Source organism: Pseudoalteromonas sp. A3 (assembly GCF_025942345.1).
Classification (GTDB): Bacteria; Pseudomonadota; Gammaproteobacteria; order Enterobacterales; family Alteromonadaceae; genus Pseudoalteromonas; species Pseudoalteromonas atlantica.
The window spans coordinates 108,814-125,007 of sequence record NZ_JAPCKL010000001.1 but is presented as its reverse complement, the minus strand read 5'-3'; the positions used below and the strand labels follow the sequence as shown (position 1 = coordinate 125,007).

Annotated in this window: 12 protein-coding genes; 3 read left to right on the top strand and 9 right to left on the bottom strand. The window is 40.3% G+C overall.

Annotated features, from left to right (window positions below):
• From galT to OIZ54_RS00545, 4 genes are all read right to left on the bottom strand, one after another.
• On the bottom strand, positions 1–447 hold a 447-nt coding region (gene galT, locus OIZ54_RS00560), incomplete at its 3' end, for a galactose-1-phosphate uridylyltransferase (protein ID WP_264389390.1).
• Positions 448–458: 11 nt separating this feature from the next.
• Positions 459–1,547: a glycoside hydrolase family 117 protein gene (locus OIZ54_RS00555; RefSeq protein ID WP_256845067.1), complete on the bottom strand. Its 1,089-nt coding sequence runs from the start codon at positions 1,545–1,547 to the stop codon at positions 459–461.
• 9 nt (positions 1,548–1,556) lie between these two features.
• Positions 1,557–2,495 (bottom strand): sugar kinase, encoded by a 939-nt coding sequence (locus OIZ54_RS00550; protein ID WP_264389388.1) that lies wholly within the window; start codon positions 2,493–2,495, stop codon positions 1,557–1,559.
• Positions 2,492–4,087, bottom strand: coding sequence for an MFS transporter (locus OIZ54_RS00545; protein ID WP_264389387.1), 1,596 nt, complete (start codon positions 4,085–4,087; stop codon positions 2,492–2,494). The genes OIZ54_RS00550 and OIZ54_RS00545 overlap by 4 nt, the downstream gene beginning before the upstream one ends.
• A gap of 326 nt (positions 4,088–4,413) precedes the next feature.
• On the opposite strand from OIZ54_RS00545, the gene OIZ54_RS00540 reads away from it, so the two are divergent.
• Both OIZ54_RS00540 and OIZ54_RS00535 read left to right on the top strand, forming a co-directional pair.
• Positions 4,414–6,750 carry a beta-galactosidase gene (locus OIZ54_RS00540; RefSeq protein ID WP_264389386.1) on the top strand — a complete coding sequence of 779 codons (2,337 nt, stop codon included), beginning with the start codon at positions 4,414–4,416 and terminating at the stop codon, positions 6,748–6,750.
• 105 nt (positions 6,751–6,855) lie between these two features.
• A complete protein-coding gene (locus OIZ54_RS00535) occupies positions 6,856–7,470 on the top strand; it encodes a GntR family transcriptional regulator (RefSeq protein WP_096041592.1) in 615 nt (204 codons plus the stop codon).
• 236 nt (positions 7,471–7,706) lie between these two features.
• On the opposite strand, the gene OIZ54_RS00530 is transcribed toward OIZ54_RS00535, so the two are convergent.
• From OIZ54_RS00530 to OIZ54_RS00510, 5 genes are all read right to left on the bottom strand, one after another.
• Positions 7,707–8,717 (bottom strand): Gfo/Idh/MocA family protein, encoded by a 1,011-nt coding sequence (locus OIZ54_RS00530; protein WP_154945441.1) that lies wholly within the window; start codon positions 8,715–8,717, stop codon positions 7,707–7,709.
• 100 nt (positions 8,718–8,817) lie between these two features.
• Entirely contained in the window at positions 8,818–9,537 is a 720-nt protein-coding gene (locus OIZ54_RS00525; RefSeq protein ID WP_264389385.1) for a SapC family protein, read from the bottom strand.
• Positions 9,538–9,570: 33 nt separating this feature from the next.
• The gene (locus OIZ54_RS00520; RefSeq protein ID WP_264389384.1) at positions 9,571–11,139 is read right to left on the bottom strand and encodes a tryptophan halogenase family protein; all 1,569 of its coding nucleotides are present in this window, start codon (positions 11,137–11,139) and stop codon (positions 9,571–9,573) included.
• 74 nt (positions 11,140–11,213) lie between these two features.
• Positions 11,214–13,985, bottom strand: a complete 2,772-nt coding sequence (locus tag OIZ54_RS00515; RefSeq protein ID WP_264389383.1) for a TonB-dependent receptor — start codon at positions 13,983–13,985, stop codon at positions 11,214–11,216.
• Between the two features lie 404 nt (positions 13,986–14,389).
• A complete protein-coding gene (locus tag OIZ54_RS00510; RefSeq protein WP_264389382.1) occupies positions 14,390–15,154 on the bottom strand; it encodes an IclR family transcriptional regulator in 765 nt (254 codons plus the stop codon).
• A 234-nt stretch (positions 15,155–15,388) separates the two neighbouring features.
• Here OIZ54_RS00510 and OIZ54_RS00505 point away from each other — a divergent pair, with 234 nt between their 5' ends.
• The gene (locus OIZ54_RS00505; protein ID WP_264389381.1) at positions 15,389–16,150 is read left to right on the top strand and encodes a phytanoyl-CoA dioxygenase family protein; all 762 of its coding nucleotides are present in this window, start codon (positions 15,389–15,391) and stop codon (positions 16,148–16,150) included.
• Positions 16,151–16,194: the final 44 nt, after the last annotated feature.

Genomic DNA, 16,194 nt, shown 5'->3' with positions numbered 1-16,194 from the left:
GCGGTAGGTCTGTGATAGCTCTTTACATTGCTGCTGCCACGTTGCCACCACATTGGTAATTTCAGCCAAAGACAATTCAGGCAAGGTTTTCGAATGATCCGGCGAAAAGCAGATTACTCGTGCAGTACCGCGCTCAGTTTGCATACTAAATAATGGATCATCAAACGCAACATCAGGTACATCTTCACGCAGTGCAGCAAAGTCATTGGTAAAAACAAACGTCCCTTCATAATCAGGGTTTACTTCACCATTGATCCGAGTATTGCCTTTACATAAAAAACAGTTTTCGTCATAGGCTGGTTTGATTTCATGATCGACACTCTCTTCTTGGCCCTGCCAAGGGCGCTTAGCCCGATGCGGTGAGACCAATACGGATTCCCCTAATAAAGGGTTAAATCGGCGATGTGGGTGTTCAGTAGGGTCAAATTGGCTGTTTTGATTATTCATTACTGAAAGCCTTAATTACTATTTTGAAATGTGCCGGCATCAAGCACTTGCTTACGCGGTGTAAAACGGCAAATATAATTCCAATTCCAACTAGCATCATATTTATGACACAGCCCCCAACTAAGACCTGGCGCAGGGTTTTCATCAAAGCCTTTGCTTGGGCGGTATAAACCTATGGCTTCAGGCCCGCCTTTAATATGCGCCATTATTTCAAAGTTAATACCGTCTTTTGCAAATTGAATGGTATTTTTTTCAGGGCCGTCGGTTGTCAGCAGGCTGGCAATTCCGCCTCTGAAGTTCCACACCACCACTTCATGACCACTGTTAGAGATAGGGTTAAACTCTGATTTTACATACGGGCCCATTACGTCATCAGCAATTGCAACCCCATGTTTTATTTCACGCCCGCCAAAGTTCATCCCCTCTCCTTGCGTTTCACCTTTGTAATACAAGTAAAATTTATTTTGGAAAAAAACTAAACATGGATCGTGTACTTTATGGCTATCAAAACTGCCTTTTTTACTAACGGCAAAGCGGTTGTCTTCATCCCCAGACCACACACCATCTTTACTTGGGCTAACGATTGGCGCAGCTGACTTGTGCCATGGGCCAAAAGGAGAATCGGCCTGAGCAATGGCAATATGCTCATATTGGCGGTTGGTATAAGGTGTTTCAACTGTTTGATAAACCAAATAGTACTTACCTAAATGAGCAAATACTTCAGGTGTAAATACAGCACGGTCATCATATTCACCGGCTTTACCACGTGCAATAGCAACGCCTTGCTCTTGCCACGTAATACTGTCTTTCGATGTGGCATGCCACACTTGTGTTAAATCCCACGGAAATACTTTTGCCTCGGGATCATTTGCATTAAAACCTAACGTTTCGCCTTCGCCTTTGGTGTACCAACAGTGGTAAAGCCCATCTATATATAAAACTGATGACGGATCACGGCGAATAACCCCTTCTTGATAAGCAAAATCACCTTTTAAAGGCGCTACATCAAACTCTGTTAACCATTGAGGACCTCGGCTGTCATAGCCTCTTTCGATTGCTCGGCGGCTCGCTAAACTTAATTTTTGTTGATTATCAGACATGTCTATTCCTTACTTTGCACTGTTTAATTTAAGCGCTTGGTAAACGTCAAAAGGTAAAATGGCGCCTTGATGCTGCACAACGTGTGAGGCAACTTTATCAGCCATGTGTAATGCGGTTTGTGGTTCATGATGAGTCATTCTGGCCGCTAAGTAAGTGCCGGCAAAAGAGTCGCCTGCCGCGGTGCTGTCAACTTGCTGTGGCGCAGGATTAAATGAGCACTGTGCCGTTAAGCTATTTTGGCAAAACACCTGCATGCCTTTATCACCGGCTTTTACTATCACTTCATTAACAGCAAATTGTTGGCAATACTGGACTATTTCGCCAATATCCGTGTGGCCAAATAAGGTGTGGTGGTCATCAAGCCCAGGCAATACGAGATCACTGATTTGGTATGCGCGCTCTAACCAGTCAATTGCATGCTCTTTTGATTGCCACATACGGGCACGGTAATTAGGGTCAAACGCAATGGTGCAGCCTTGTCGTTTTAAACTAGCTAATAAATCGAGCAATGCTTGTTTAGATTCATCATCAAGAATGGCTAAACTAATACCACTAAAAAACACCCAATCATTCGCGCCTAAACCTAAATCAAATGGCTTGGCAGCAAACAGTTGCATCATATGTTTAGCAGCAGATTGATTGCGCCAATAATCAAAACCACGCTCACCTTGTTGATCTGTTGAAATCGCGTAGATCCCCACATTATGCGTAGCCGTTTTTATTACTTGCTGAGCGCTAATGCCTTCTTGTTGCCATTTTTTCAGCATGTTGACACTTAATACGTCTTCACCAACCGCTGTAAATAATTCACAATTTAGCTGCTGTGCAAAACGCTTGGCGTAAACTAAAGCGTTATACGTATCTCCGGCAAACGATTGCTTGCATTCACTGATCCCTTGAGGAACCAGCTCCACCATACATTCGCCGATCGCTAATAAAGTACTCACACCCCCTCCAATACTTTTTTAGTTGATACACCGGCTAATTGCGCTTCAATTTCTTCAATCGACTTGTTTTTCGTCTCTGGCATAATTTTATAAAGTAAGACAAAACCAATCACGCCACTAATGCTATAAAACAAAAAGATATTCGCCGCACCAAAGTTATTTAATTGCCAAGGGAAAAACTGCTGAACTAAGTAGCTCACAACACTTGCAATAAAGGCAAACGTTGGAATGGCAACACCACGGATACGGGTTGGGAATATTTCAGAAAAAATCACCCACATTATAGGCCCGATTGAAAAATGAAACGCGGCAATAAAACCTGCAATACCGAGTGAAATAAGCGGTGCATTAATTGTTGCCGCACGTTGTATTAAATCACTTTCAAAACCTTGTAATTGGCTTGCGGAGAACACCGTGGCCAAAGCACGTTTAAACTCAACATCACTGTGATATACCTGACCAATTAATTGCTCTAACCCAGTCACTGTATTTAAGCTTGAAAATTCAGCAATATGCTCTGCTGATAAGCTGTATTCTGCCTGACTAAAGCCGATATAACACATAAATAAGCTCAACGTTGCTGTTGCTAAACCGCCAATCACTAAAGGTCGACGGCCAAGCTTATCAATCAAAACAATTGCCACCACTGTAAACACAATACTAACCAAACCAATTAACACCGCATTTAAAAATGCCGCATCAGTCCCCACACCCAACTGCTCAAACACGGTTGGCGCATAAAACATAATGGCGTTAATCCCAGTGACTTGCTGTACCAATGCTATTGTTAACGCAATAATCACAGCGGCACGAACACGACTATCAAGTAACTGTTTGAATGAAGCTAGATAGCTACCGCTATCTGAGTAGTCGGTTAAACTCGACTTTATAGTCTGCAGTTGTTCAGCGGCCAGCGTACTACATTTGGTTAAGCGTAATAACACTGCTTTTGCACGTGTTTCGTTGCCTTTCATTACTAACCAGCGAGGGCTTTGCGGAATGGTAAATAACAATAAAAACCAAATAACAGCAGGAATAACTTCAACACCCAGCATCCAACGCCATAAGTTATCTTGCATTGCATAAGTGCTGACCCATTGGTAACTACTTTGCGAAAGTTCAACGAGTAAGTAATTTGCGAAATAGGCTGCTGATAAACCGACAACAATATTTATTTGGATCATAGAAACCAGCTTGCCACGATACTTAGCTGGGGCTACTTCGCCAATATACATTGCAGCCACTGATAAAGACGTAAATGCCAACCCTCCAATAAAACGTGCAATCACTAACGCTTCGTAACTTTGCGCTAATACCGAAGAAATAGCTGAAAATATATAAATGAATGCAATGCCAATCAGTGTATTTTTACGACCAAATACGTTACATATGTACCCGGTGATCAATAAAGCGAATAACACGCCAAAACCAGGAGCGCTTACCACAGTGCCTATTTGTATATCAGTTAAATTAAACTCAGCAGAGACAAAACGAACCGTTCCTGAGATCAAAGCAGCATCTAAGCCAAAAATAAAACCGCCAAAGGCGACCACCAAGGCGAAAAAGAACACATTACGGTTGCTACCATTCATACATCTTTATCCAATTTTGTTGTTATCATTGTGTGTGTATTAATTGAGAAATTAACAATCAAAGTATGCCACCCTTAAAATTGTTAACAATTAACCATGAGCGATTCATTTGAGGTTATTTCATAATTAACTCGTATGCAACATATATTTTGAAAAAACTAGCAAATTCGATTTGTGCTTATATTTTTTTGAAACTTTTAAATCATTTAAAATCAATAAATTATAATAGAATAACGGCAACACAATAAATTGCACTTTGTTAACAATTTTCAATTTGTTGTTTTTCGTGTATGGTGTGTTAAATACTTAAATAAGGTTGGACAACAATGAAACATAACAAAAATCTAGCTGTAACTGCACTCCTACTCGCTCTCACAGGATGTAATCAGCAGACAAACAGCGTGTCAGAGCCCGTGGCAGCCCAAGCAACAAACACCAGCAAAACCCTACTGCAGCTGTTAGATGATGCCCAACATACTGCTAACACCGCCGTACAAATAAAAACCAGCGGCGCAAGAGTCACCAATGATGCCGATGTGATTAATGTTGCATTTGATTCAGAGCAAAACCTCTATTCAGGTATCACATTAACCCCAGATACCCCATGGGATTGGAGCCAATTTAAAGATTTCAATATTGCCTTTGAGCTTGCAAACCCTGGCCAACATTCAGTACAAATTTACTTAGATATCTCAGATATTGATGGTGCTAATTATACCCGCACAGTGAATGTACCTATCGGTGGCTTTAATACTTATTATGCCAAACTTGATGGCCATGATTTAGCCACTCCTGAGGGAGAAGAAAATGTAGAGCTTAACTTTACCTCAGGCTTACGCTCTAACCCTGCAACATGGCAATCCGATGAAACTCAGTTTATCTCTATGTGGGGCAAAAAGAATTTAAACCTAAAAGGGATCACTAAGATTTCTTTGAGTGTACAAAGCGCATTACATGATAAAGCATTACAGATAAAATCAATCGCTTTACGTAGCAACCCTGAATTCAATACTGAATTTTTAACCCACATTGTTGATAAGTTTGGCCAAAATGCAAAACAAGACTTTGCCTACAAAGTAGACTCTGAAGCCGAGTTAATCGCAGATAAAAAACAAGAAGCGCAACTGCTGCTATCACAGCGTCCAGCAGATCGCTCACGCTTTGGCGGTTGGGCACAAGGGCCAAAACTTGAAGGAACAGGCTACTTCAGAACAGCAAAATACAAGGGTAAATGGTCGCTGGTTGACCCAGACGGTTACCTTTATTTGGCAACGGGTTTAGATATTATTCGTCTTGCCAATTCCACTACCTTAACTGGCTATGATTTTGACCAATCCCTATTCAAAAGTGCCAATGAATCAGGTTTAACACCGGAAGATTCTAAAGGCTTAAACCAAGTGAATAAAGAAGCCCTAGCAAGTCGCTTTGTCGCATCAAAAGTACGTAAAGACCTGTTTGAATGGTTGCCCAGTTACGATGAGCCAATGGGTAAACACTATGGTTACCGTAAGAGTGCTCACTCTGGTCCACTCGCTCATGGTGAAACTTACAGCTTTTATTCTGCCAACCTTGAGCGTAAATATGGTCAAAACAATAACGACTATATGCAAAAATGGCGTGAAGTAACCTTAAAACGCATGATCACATGGGGCTTTACTTCACTAGGTAACTGGACAGATCCAAGCTACTACGATAATCAGCAAGTTCCCTACTTTGCCAATGGCTGGATCATCGGCGACTTTAAAACCGTTTCGAGCGGTAATGACTTTTGGGGTGCAATGCCTGACGTATTCGACCCGCATTTTACAGAGCGTGCCAATATTACAGTAGAAAATGTGGCTAAAGAGGTAAAAAACTCTCCTTGGGCAGTAGGCGTGTTTATTGATAACGAAAAAAGCTTTGGTCGCCCTGATTCAGTGCAAAGCCATTATGGTATCGTGATCAACACCCTAGGCAGAGACGCCGCCACAGTGCCAACTAAAGCTGAATTCTCACGTTTAATGAAACAAAAATACACTGACATAAACGAACTCAATAAAGTGTGGCATTTAAATTTAGCCTCATGGCAAGAGTTTGATAAAGGCGTGAAAGTGGATGTTAAAAACAGCGACCAACTGGCTGACTTTTCAATTATGCTAAGCGCTTACGCCGATAAATATTTTAGCGTTGTTGATGCAGCTATGGATAAATACTTACCTAATCACTTGTACTTAGGCGCACGTTTTCCTGATTGGGGAATGCCCATTGAAGTCGTTAGAGCATCAGCAAAGCATGTTGATGTGATAAGCTTTAATGCATACAAAGAAGGCATTAAACCTAAAAAATGGGAATTCTTAAGCGAATTCGACAAGCCAACTATTATTGGTGAGTTCCATGTAGGCGCATCAGATTCTGGCCTATTCCACCCAGGTCTTATCCATGCGTCAAATCAACAAGACCGTGCTAAAATGTACAAAGATTACATGCGTTCAGTGATTGATAACCCATACTTTATTGGTGCTCACTGGTTCCAATACATAGACTCACCTATTACAGGACGAGCTTATGATGGAGAAAACTATAACGTTGGCTTTATTACAGTCACAGATCGCCCCTATACTGAAATGGTCGAAGCGGCAAAAACTATAAACAACGAAATGTACGAGCGTCGATTTAAAAAATAAGCTTAAATAGTGGTCTATTGTAATGTGTTGACAATAGACCATTCGCTTTTTTTTATATACACTAAGTAAAGAAAAACAAAGCATAAAATAAACGTAGGAAAAAATATGGCCGCAACTAAACCAACAAAAATTTTATCTGTAAAAGATCAGATAGCTGAGCAGCTACGTTCAGATATTATTTCTGGTGAGATGCCCCCACAAACTAAATTAAATGAAAAAGAATTAGCAGAACGATTTGGCCTATCTCGTGGCCCTATCCGCGATGTTATACTGCAATTAACGAAAGAAGGTTTATTGATTTCACGTAATAACTGTGGCGCATCAGTAAACAGTGTACTCGACCCTAAACTGCAAAAGCTAATGATCAAACTTCGCCGCAGTATCGAAGAATATGCCGTAACCGAGTTAAACGGCAGTTTAAATGAGCAACACTTTGCAGATTTAGAAGATATCTTAGCTTCGTTACAAGATGCCTTGGAACGTGAAGATTACACTGAAGTCACAAAAATCGATATCTCGTTTCACCAATATTTAATTTACCAAGCCGGTGGTGAAGAGCTGGTTAATATTTGGTATCCGTATGTCATGCGTATGCGTTTAAATTACAAACGTATTACCTCAAGTTCTGAGTGTGTTAACGAACACCGTGCAATTCTTGAAGCCCTAAAAGCCCAAGATAGCGCCACTGCAATCAAAGCGATTAAACACAATATCAAGTAATGAAATAAATTTTATGCTGAATTAAAGCCGCTGCAAAGTGGCTTTTTTAGTTTTAAAGCCAATAAAACCCCTTTAAGTTATTATTCACAAAGAGATTATGAGGCGCTGCGCTTAAGAGAAGACATTTAAACCCACCATATAATTCATTCGCCATCACTACTCATGGTTATAGCATCCGCCAATAAAACCTGAATCTCATAATATTGATTTATCGTTTCGCTCAAAGCTAAGTAGCGTCAAACATTCTGAGCAGTAACCAAATGCTGATAACCATTGGCTATCAACGCTTGCTCCATTATCTCAATGACTGCGCGACTGTTAGCATGAGGTATCACATCAGATTCTAACTTGTTCGTTAAGATAAGCGTTGAAATATGCTCTATCTCAAACTCAAAGCTTTCCCCTGTACTATCAATTTCAATTTTTTGTTTGGCTCCATAGTGTGTGATCTCAATAATTTGCGGGTTCCACCATTTCTCATGGATGATAATCTCAACATTTGGGCCTGATAAAACAGCTTTACTTGGTAAGTTTCTGGTTATTGAAGCTGATAGATTACCTTGTACCTTGGTGTTAAATACAAAGGAGACCATTTCATCAACGGCTGATATTGGATTATCTCGCGTAATATTTACTAAGGGTTTCTGTAGAGGAATATTTAACTGGCGACAAATATCGACATATAGCCATAGAGGATATACCCCAACGTCTAATGTGGCACCTCCACACTTTTTTGGATCAAATAGACGATTAGTATTATTAAACTCATTCTTAGTACCAAATGAAGCCTCAATACGAGTAATTGCCAGATTATGACTTTTAATAAATTTAAGCAGTTCACGATAAGCAGGAAAAGTAACTGATTTCATTGCCTCAATAAGCAAAAGGTTTTTACTCTTTGCTAAATTGAGCATTTCATCCCAATCTTCGACATTAGTAAAGGCTGGCTTCTCTACAAAAACATGCTTATTATGGGCTAAAAATAAAGCTACCAACTCTTTGTGGCATGGATGAATAGTCGCCACATAAACAACATCGACGTGTGGATTTTCTGCAAGCGATTTATAATCACCATACGCAGCCTGACAAGCGAACTCATTGGCAAATTTATCTGCTCTTTCTTGAGAGCGCGATGACACAGCATATAACTCGGCATTATTTACATTATTTTTTAAATCGAAAGCAAAACGCTGCGCAATGCTACCAAGCCCGGCAATTCCCCAACATACTGTTTTATTTTTATTCATCTAGTCCTATTGCCTTTAGCTATAGATTATTAATAGGCTGAAACTTCAATTAATTTAACAAGCCATCAATTGAGCTTTCACCACTATATGCTCGGTTGTTTTAAGGTGTTTCGTTAAGCCAGCCGATTAACTTTTGTATATGCCCTGTTGAAGCGATAATCATATAACAGGCTTGGAGATAGCCCATTTCGTGTAATGACTTAAGCGCGTGTGCGTCAAGCTGTGCCAATGCTTGTTCGTTAATGGCGTATAAGCCACTATACGTTTGCTTTTCGCCCTGTTGATTGAGGCTCAGTTGTACGGCTTCAAGCAATTCATGCTCTAGCAAGGTTGTAATAAACGCGCTAGTGCGCTTATTACCGTGCATTAATGTCATTAACTGCTCACAAACAGCATTCAAGTAAGCTGTGGGCTCTCCTTGCTGATCAAAAATCCGCTCTCCAGTGTTTTCATTAACCCGTGGGTGATCTTGGTGAATAAGCACCGCTAAATCGTTATCCGTAGGCTCGGTTATCGTGGCATCACGTAGACCTAGTTTAAACGGCTGGCGCTTGATGTGCAGCGGAATGTATTGCGCTCGCCAACGTCCTTGCTGCAAAAATAGGTTCTCTCCCGCTGTAAAGCCGGTTAAAACAAACAGTTCAAACTGGCCTGTCTGTGGGTTTTTCATAAAATACACAGGGTAATCTAGCACCAATTGTTTTAGCTCATCAGCCACTATGGGAATGTAATTAATATTGTCACCAAATTCAGCACTTGGCGCATTGTTTATGTATAAGTTTGCGTGTGTTTTTTTATCTAATAATGTTGCGTTTGTCATCGTAAAGTTGCTCATTTAAATGCGGTGATTTAGCTAAATTTTTTGTAAACCATACTGCTTGATTTGTTTTAATAATGTGCGGTTATCCGGTAATTTACTCACTAATTCAGCTGTGTCTTTGGTATTTTTAGCTGCTAGATTGCGCGCTTTTTTAATCGCGCGAGGATGATTACCATAATGGGTCGTCGCCGTTTTAAAGCCCATGCCATACAGTACGTATTGGTAGCTTGCTGCCGGAAATACCTCGACAGAATAATCAAAGTGGTTGTCATTAGGGATATGTGTTCGCCATAATGCTAGGTTACCTTGTAAGCTTTGCGGGATACTTTGCTCAGCGCAATGTTGCTGCCAAAAAAGGCTATCGGTTCGCTCACTTAACATGTAGTGCAGCTTTAAAAAATCGATAATACGCTGCCAACGATAGCTAAAGGTGCGATTAAATCGTGCGGCAGTTATATCCATGACTTGGCGGTTAGCTGGTAATTGCTCTGCTATAAAGTTAGCGGATATTTCCACCAGCAATAAGGCCGACGCCTCTAATGGCTCTAAAAATCCAGCCGACAAACCAATAGCCACACAGTTTTTGTGCCAAAACTTTTCTCTGTGTCCTGGTTCAAAACTAATTTTTTTCACATTAAAGTCAGCCCGTTTAGCGGGCGAGATGTTTAGGTAATCAAAAAGTTGCTCTTTGGCCTCTTGCTCACTGATATGGCGGCTTGAGTAAACGTGCCCCACTCCACGGCGTGTTTGCAGGCCTATATCCCATATCCAACCTGCTGTTTGCGCTGTAGAGATGGTGTGTGAACTAATCACCTGAGTTTCATCGTCATACGGCATGTGTACTGCTAATGCGCTATCAGCAAACAAAATGTCTTTGCATGATTTAAAGCCGATTTTTAAATTTTCACCTAACAGTAAAGATTTAAACCCTGAGCAATCTATAAATAAATCGCCGCAAAGCGCCGTGTTATTATCCAAACTTAAGGAGTGTATATCGCTATTAGCGTTATTATTTACCGATAAAACACTGGCCACTACATGTGTTACGTTTAAGTGGTTAATGCAATGATTTTTTAAAAATGTGGCAAATAGGCCTGCATCTAAATGATATGCGTAATTTGCCACACCACTGTATTGTGGAGTTGTTAGGGCTTTAGGCGCTAGGTTGTGCTCACACAATGCGTGTTGTGGGCAAACAAAATTTGCAAAATGGTTATGCGGTGCTGCTGAGTCAGTGTCTTGGCGAAGCCAAGCTGCCGCCAAATCATTATCCGCAAACCCTTGTGGCATCATTAATGGGTGGTAGTAAAAGTCGTTTTCTTTTGTGCTATGCCAGTTGGCAAATTTGGCACCTTGTTTAAATGATACATTACATTGATTAATAAACTGTGCTTCATCAACCCCCATATTTTGTAACGTTCTGCGCATGGTCGGCCATGTGCCCTCACCAACGCCAACCGTTGCTATATCAGCTGATTCAACTAATGTAATGTGATAATTAAGACTGTGATGTTTTTTTAAATAGGCTGCAATAATCCCTGCACTTAACCAACCAGCGGTTCCACCACCGACTATTACAATTGATTTTAATGTGTCATTCATAGCAACCTCTATTATTGCTATATAGCCAATAAAAAGAGCAAGACTAACAGTGCCTCGCTCTTAAATTTAGCTTATTACCACTTAGCCGTGAAACCAATGCTATAACGTGGACCATATTGCTCAGCAGAGATCAATTGCTCGCTAAAGCGACCATGACGACGAACGGTTTCGTCAGTCAAGTTCAACGCATCGAAATTAACTGAGTACGATTCATTAATGGTGTAATTAAAGTTAAAGTCTAACTGACCATAGGCTTCAGTAAACGTAGGCTCTGTGCCAAGCGAAAGTAAAAACTCGTCGCGCCAGTTATAAGCAAGACGCACTTCGAAGTCGTCATTCTCATAAAAACCAACAAGATTACCAGAGTCACTTAAGCCTGCCAGGGCAATAGTTTGATCAAAGTTATACGGATCAAACTCTTCATCACTATTAACTATGGTATAGTTAGCAACAACACCAAAACCTGTATCTTCAATCATGTACTGACCATTTAATTCCCAACCATCTACTTCACGATTTTGTAGGTTATCAGGTGTTGAGATATCAAAGGTAACAACCGGATCAGACGGTTGGCTCAAACAATCTGGGTTAGGCTCATCGCTGCTGTCAGGGCAGCTAGGACGCGGGTTTACACTTGGGTCGCGCAGCGGCTCACCGTTAATGTCATCAAGTGTGCCTTGTACCACCCCTGCGCCTATAAAGTTTTCAACAAACTTTTTAAAGTAACCTACAGATGCATAGCTGCCATCATCACCATACCACTCAAACGAGAAGTCAAAGTTATCTGAGGTAATAGGTAATAGATTTGGATTACCCTGTGAGGCATCAAATGGACCTCCAGGACGTGCATTAATTGTGGTAGATGGGAACATAGCATCAATACCTGCACGAGCTAACGTTCTACTGTATGAAAAACGTGCTTTATAGCCGTTATCTAGATCAGCACTTAAATCAAGGTTTGGTAAAATACGCGTGTATTCACCTTCCAGCTCTTGGGGTGTGGCTTCATCTGCATACACAGGGCGTAGCTCTTCAGCATGGCGATAGTTAAGCGCGATGATCGCTGGTTTCACAGAATAACCGGTTACATCCGTGCTTTCATAACGTACCCCAACATTCATATCAATTGGAATATTATTAAACTCAGTACTTACATCTAATGACACATAAAACGCCATTGTTTGTTCTTGTACACCATTAGTAGAAACATTAGGCTCTAAAAATAAACCTTCGTTTTTAACAATATCCACAAAGTCATGGGCACTGTATCTTGGCATATAAGGAAATAGTTGATCAGAGCCTGAAAAACCATCAGCAAAACCTGCTGCGTCATCAAACGTCAACCCTAAGCTATCTAACGGAATATCTACAAATGAGAATTGCTCGGATAAATAAGTATCAATTTGATAATCCGTGTACATAGCACCAAAATGAATCGCTGAAATTGCACCGCTGTTTAAGTTTTCCCACATACCACTGGCGTGATATTGCTTGATGTTATTTTTCATCTCGTAGCCGCGACGCTGATATAAATCAGATACGATATTATCAGGATTATAAGCACCGCCCGATAATGATGAGTCATCAATAGTAATACTGGGCACTTCAGTTGCGAAGTTAGCACCAATCAAATCAACTGAACCAGGCACATTTTTTAAATTTGCAATTGTTTCGGCCGTTGTACCGTCAGGGTTCGAATGAGAGGTTGAATCATGGGTATCAAAGCTTAATTTAAGCGAATCAGATGCTTGCCACGCTAAGTTTAAACCAAAAGAGTCGTTTTCTTTTTTCTCATAAAGCTCCCATGCCCAAAAGTTAAGCTCATCATTGGCATTGGTGATATCCACTAAAGTACCATTTTGATCTGCTGTACCGCCTGGATTATCAAACCAAAACGACATTTTATTGGTTTCACTGATCTCTTCAAAACGCGATAAAGTGTAGTCAAACGTAGCAGTTATATTATCTGTAGGGGCAAATTGTAATACTAATTGAGCGTTATCACGGGTACGCTCCGTTTCAAAGCGCTCCATTTCTGGGGTCCAAGGCACCCAATAGGTCCCAGTGGGGTTTGCTGATGTATCAATAGCGCTGCTATCTACACCATCTGGGTTAGCGCGATTTTTAACCCACCCCTGCGACGTACCAACGCGTTCACGACCACTTTCACGCTCTGAGTGAGAAACTGACAACAATACCCCAAACATATCATCAGCAAATGTTTGGCTGATCATGCCGGATATTTCAGGTGTAACATTGGATTTTTCTGAACTGGTGTCTTTTATCGCTTTAACATTCGCGAACGCTTTAAAGCCGTCGTAATCAAATGGTTTGGCGGTATTAATGTCAATGGTTGCACCAATACCACCCGATGCGACATTCGCTTTACCTGTTTTATAAACAGTTACACCAGAGACACTTTCAGCTGCAATTTCTCTAAAATTAAAACTACGTGACACGCCGGCTTCTTGTAATACCGACGAATTCGGCATTTGGCGGCCATTTAAAGTCACTAAGTTAAAGCTAGGACCAAAGCCACGCACTGTTACTTGGTTACCTTCGTTATTGGCTCTATCAATAGATACGCCGCTAATACGCTGTAATGATTCTGCTAAATTAGTATCAGGTAATTTACCGATATCCTCTGCCGAAATGGCATCAACCACACCCGATGAAGTTTGTTTGATTGATGCAGATTTACTAAGAGCACTTCTGATACCGGTTACTTGTATAACTTCTAAATCATTTTGCGCTGCTGTATCGTTTTGTTGCTCAGCATTAGCCAATGTGGATGTGAGTAGCATAGCTGCGCAAATCGCATTTAATTTAAATTGTGTGTGAGTCATTTTTGCACCTAAATAATGTGTTTGTAGAGTGTAATTGTTGTTTAATATTTAACGAGATGCCTTATTGTTATCATAATATTGTTAACAATTAACTTTACAGTAAAGTAACTTTGCTACATAAGTCAAATAAATTGCGTATTTATTTTACAATTTATGGGCATTTTTTAATCATCGTGAATTAAGAGCAAATACGGGGACTGGAGGTATAAAAATAAGAAGTTGAGCGCCCAGTAATATTAATAGCGCTAAAAATTAGTGATATAAGCTAGGATTTTTTAATTGAGTAACAAATACTCTTTATAGAGCATGGGTGCTTAATGCTTATGTTTTATTGTTACACAATAAGTAATGAAATAACTTTGCCAAACTGCTTATCACAAAAGGTGTGATATAAGTTAATCGCTTTATCTTATTAATATAGAAGTAATGCTATTAGCGGCCGCTTTTAGCTCAGTAATAATACTTTGCTGGTTAAGCACATCGTAAAAGGGGGTTTCGAATGACGATATTGTGAGTGCTGCTATTAACGTTGCTTCAGGCTTCCCTATTAAAAAGCTGTAGTCGTTAACACCATTAATAAGTGGGTTGCGTTGTATTATGTATCCTTGTTCTTGGATTATATTTAAATCGTTTAAGATTTCATTTTGCTTTTTGTATTCCCTGTAAACGTCATCATGATCAATAAGCATCTCTCGTACTGCACTATTACTATTTGCTAACAGCAGTTTGCCAGGTGTTGATTGACACAACTTAAATAGTGATCCCTCAGCAATGCTTAAATGCATTTCACTGTGGCTACGTGCTTGAGCTACTGTCATGGCTTGGCTTTGATACAGCATAGTTAAGTAACATGACTGCCCTAAATTTACCGCTAAATCTTCCATATAAGGAATGGCACATTGGCGTACTTGATCCACCGGCGAAATAGAGCGGGATAAATTGAAAAGCTTTAGCGATAAACTATACCGGCCAGAAAACTCATCCCGAATTAAATAACCTCTAGACTCTAAACCTACCAAAACCCGATAAATTTCATTGGGACTGCGATCAAGCCCAGCCGCTATTTCACTTTGTGAACATGCACTGCCCTTGTGCGCCAAATACTCAAGGATATCGAGACCTTTATCTAACGCGGGAACTGCGTATTTATTTTTTACTTTTGTGTTCATAAGCCGCCATCAGCGCAAAAATCAATCAATTTCCCATCTTCATATATGAATTAAAAAATAATTTTTCTACCGTATTTACAATGAATTTATGTAGAAACAATTAGTTAATTAATTCCACTATCATTCATATATGAATACCATATTTTTATATAAATTACAGCTTGACCGGTTAAATAAACCGATACATCATTGTCAACAATTTACAACAAATAGTCACTAACAGGACACGCAGTTATGAACAACAGAAAACTCACACCACAACAAATTGCTGACTTTCATAGAGACGGCTACGTTATTGCAAAAGGCTATTACAATGAGCAAGAAATTGCGCGCCTACAACAAACCGCCTTTAACGACGATTCGTTATACGAGCGAGCATGGCATAAAAAAGATGCCGATGGTGCAGTAAGTAAAGTGTGTTTATGGCAAAAAACGGGAGATGACTTTTACAGTATGTTTTCCCGTGGCCGTCGTTTAGTAGATGTCTGTGAAACCCTTATCGGCGAAGAGGTTTACCATACCAGCACCAAAATTATGATGAAAGAACCCTTTGTAGGCGGTGCTTGGGAATGGCACCAAGACTTTGGTTACTGGCATCGTGATAACTATATGCTTTACCCTAAAGCAATCAGTTGTATGGTGGCGATTAATAAAGCAACGATTGAAAATGGCTGCTTACAAGTTTTAAAAGGCTCTCATCATTTAGGGCGTTTAGATCACAGCAAAACTGGCGATCAAAAAGGCGCGTGCTTAGAGTTTGTCGAAGAGGCCATGAAATATCATGAGCTGGTTAACGTTGAGCTTGAGCCTGGCGATGTGTTGTTTTTCCACTGTAATTTGCTACATAAATCTAATCAAAATAGAGCGTCTGAGCCACGTTGGTCAATGATTTGTGCCTATAATGCCGTCAGCAATCAATCATTTAAAGAAAATGAAGCGATTTACTATCCTCTCGATCGGGTTGTTGATGATGCGATTTTAAATCACCCAGGATAGCCACCCTTTTCTAGCCAAACCAACTCAAAGATTGTTAGCCCTTA